This window comes from Rufibacter ruber (assembly GCF_001647275.1).
Lineage (GTDB): Bacteria > Bacteroidota > Bacteroidia > Cytophagales > Hymenobacteraceae > Nibribacter > Nibribacter ruber_C.
The window spans coordinates 1-3,518 of sequence record NZ_LRMM01000139.1; the positions used below are offsets into that span (position 1 = coordinate 1).

1 protein-coding gene and 1 pseudogene are annotated in these 3,518 nt (G+C 51.2%); both read right to left on the minus strand.

Going from position 1 to position 3,518, the window contains the following annotated elements:
* Window positions 1-746: 746 nt before the first annotated feature.
* Complete coding sequence (gene lysA, locus A8O25_RS22115) at window positions 747-1,892, minus strand: diaminopimelate decarboxylase (protein ID WP_066839807.1); 1,146 nt, start codon at window positions 1,890-1,892, stop codon at window positions 747-749.
* Window positions 1,885-3,221: pseudogene (locus tag A8O25_RS22120) on the minus strand (aspartate kinase). The gene lysA and the pseudogene A8O25_RS22120 overlap by 8 nt, the downstream one beginning before the upstream one ends.
* Window positions 3,222-3,518: the final 297 nt, after the last annotated feature.

Consider the following 3,518-nt stretch of genomic DNA (forward strand, 5'->3'; position numbering starts at 1 on the left):
TGAAACAGTCGAAGGATTGAAACAGTCATTGTGTCTGCTGTTTCATGGAAACAGGCCAGAAACACAATGGCGTTTTCTCCCCCTATGGCGCGGAAGTTACTTCCGTGCCTTCTAACGCTACCTGATACTCCCTGCGCTGGCGCGAGTCTCCAGACGCGTGCCTACAGCTGATGGGCGGTCTCTGGCTGCCCTCGCGGCGCGGCAGCGAAACCAGACATTGCTGCTTCTTTCGTACTGAAGTGCCTAAGATGAAAAGAAAGTACTCAGAACTCATAACTCAAGACTCAGAACTCACTCCGATACTCCCCCCTTGGTAGGGGGCGAAGGGGGATGTTGACACTGGAGGGCACGCATGCCAGAACATGCTGAATTTTTAGGAGAGGGTTAGGGTAACATAAATTCCCCTTGAAACTGACGTGGACACTCTTTTCCAATTCATTTCAACACCATTGATCTGGAATAAAGATTAGGAACCATTATCACTCATGGGAGAGATGAATGTGCAACTGGAGGGAGCTGCTAGCGCAATAAGACCTGTGAATTAGATTTTTACGCTTCAATGGCCATTAGAAAAACCTTGCTCATACTTTTCCCGCCCCGTAGCGCAGCTTCGCTACTCAAGAATTGCTTCTGAAGCCTCTCTCTGGTATTTCCGCCAGGGAATTCAAAATATAAAAATGTTTTTCCCTGTTTTAGCTGTTTTTCAAAAAACAGCTCCAAAACAGGGAAAAGAAATAAAATAAGTACTAACTCAGGTAGAAGGACTGAACGGTGTCTCTGAGGTTGTAGTGGTTGGCCATGACTTCGCCGTAGGCACCTGCTGTTCTAATGGCCATGATGTCACCGCGTTTGGTCTCTGGGAGTGTCACTTCTTTAGAGAAACAATCTGTAGACTCGCAGATGGGACCTACCACATCATAAGTTTTCTCCGGAAGGGAACTGGTCAGGTTCTCAATTTTGTGGTACGCCTGGTATAGCGCGGGGCGCATCAGTTCGGTCATGCCGGCATCCAGAATGGCAAAGTTGGTTTTCTGCCCGTTCTTGATGTAGAGGACTTTGGTGATCAGGGTTCCCGCCTGGGCTACCAGCGCCCTGCCCAGTTCAAAATGCACCTGCTGCCCTTCCCGCTTGTCTAGCAGGCGGTTGAAAATTCCGAAGTACTCTTTGAAGTCGGGAATGGGCTGTTCTTCTGGCTGCTGGTAGTTCACCCCCAGGCCGCCCCCCACATTTAAGTGGGGAAATAGAATGCCTTGCTCCTCAAACCACTGCTGAATCTCATTTACCCTCACGCAGAGGTTCTCATACGCACGCAGATCAGTGATTTGGGAACCAATGTGAAAGTGCAGCCCTATCAGTTGCAGGTTGGGCCACTGCGCAAACTTAGGCAGCAGGCTTTCCAGCTCCCATAGGTTGATCCCGAACTTGTTTTCCTCCAGGCCGGTGGTGATGTGCTTGTGGGTGTAGGCATCTACGTTGGGGTTGATGCGCAATGCCACCTGGGCTACCTTCCCCTGGGCCACCGCCAGCTCCTGAATTACCTCCAGCTCCTGGGTTGACTCGCAGTTAAAGCAGAAAATATTCGCCTGTAGGGCAAAGTTGATTTCGGCATCTGATTTGCCTACCCCGGCAAACACCACCTGGTCAGGGGTAAAACCAGCCTCCAGCGCCCGCTTTACCTCATTCCCGCTCACGCAGTCGGCCCCAAACCCTTGCTGCAGGATCTCTGCCAGAATAGGGGCGTTGGCATTGGCTTTCAAGGCGTAGTGCACGTGATAGCCGTATTGCTCGGCTTCCGCCCGGGCGGAAGAAAGTGTTTTTTTCAGCAGCTCCAGGTCATACAGGTAGAAGGGGGTTGGGTGGTGGGCAAACGCCGGCAGTTGCTCCTTAAGCATTGCTCGCCTCCTTCTTCTCCTGAAACACCCCCTCATTAATGGCGATGAGCGCCTCTTCTTTCTGCGCCGTATTCACCAAAAGGCTGATGTTGTTCTTGCTTCCGCCGTATGAGATCATCCGGAGCGGGATGTTGCGCAGCGACTGTACCACTTTGAGGGCGGCCCCCGGGCGGTCTTCCATAAAGTCACCCACCACGCAAATGATGGTCAGGTCAGAGTCAATCTCTACCGTGCCAAAACGCTGCAGCACCTCGGTGATTTCTGGCAGGAAAGCAGGGTTGTCAATGGTCAGGGACACGGCCACCTCAGAGGTGGTGATCATATCAATAGGCGTTTAAAACGCTCAAAGACTTCAAACACGCTGCGCAGGAAACCATAGGCCAGCAACATGCGGCTAGATTTGATCTTGATGGCGGTGATGCCGTCTTTGGCCGCCACCGCTTTGATCTGGTTGCCGCTTCGCTTGGAGGAGATGATGGTACCGGCGGCCTCTGGCTGCATGGTATTTAATAACCTTACCGGAATATTCTGCTGCTGGGCAGGCAGAATGCTGGAGGGGTGCAGAATCTTTGCGCCAAAGTACGCCAGCTCGGCTGCCTCGTCAAACGAAAGCTCTGCAATGGGGTACGTATTCTTTACCACCCTGGGGTCATTGTTGTGCATGCCGTCAATGTCTGTCCAGATCTGGATCTCAGAGGCTTTCACGGCTGCCCCAATGAGGGAGGCGGAGTAGTCGCTGCCGCCCCGTTTCAGGTTGTCAATCTCATTCTTGGCGTTCCGGCAGATATAGCCCTGGGTAATGAACAGGTGGGTGTCTGGGTACTGGGCGAGTTGTTTCTGAATGTTTTCCCTGATGAAGGCCATGTCTGGTTCTTCATCCTGGGTGATTTTCATGAACTCCAGCGCCGGAAGCAGGACAGAGGCAATGCCCTGCTCTTCCTGAAAGATCTGGAAGAGTTGGGTAGAAAGCAGTTCGCCCTGGGCCAGAATGATTTTTTCTATGGCGGGGGAAAACGGCTGCTCAAGGCATGTTCTAATATCAGTAAAAACGGTAGATAAAACCTGTTTGGCCTTGTCTTTAGATGCTTCCTGTTTATATAACTCGGCAACCACCTGTTTATAGCGTTGCTCCAGTTGATCTGTGAGAGATGCCGCTGGCGCTTTCTCTGCCTGCGCCAGCTGTTGCCCAATCTGCACCAGATGGTTGGTAGTACCAGACATTGCTGACAGTACCACAATCACCGGCTCCCGGGCAGGGATCAATTGTGAGACAGCACCCATCCGCTCCGCAGAGCCTACGGAGGTGCCTCCAAATTTCATGATTTTCATATTATTGAAATAAAACCTGCGAATTTACTAAATGAACTGCTAGTTACCTGACAGGAAGGTGATAAGGAGCGGTATTTTTTTTGCGTTCTTAAGAAACATGTGGTAACTCTATTCTGTCAGGCTGCCCCTGATGGGGGAAAAGGAGGACGCTGTTTCTGTTTTTGGCCTGTTTTTGCGAAAACAGGCAAAAACAGAAACAAAAAAGGCCGGGAACTCCCGGCCTTTTAAAATTTACCTCCCGTGTTTGTGGGGCTTAATTGGTTTTTATCACTTTCTGCACCAGCCTTAACCCGTTGC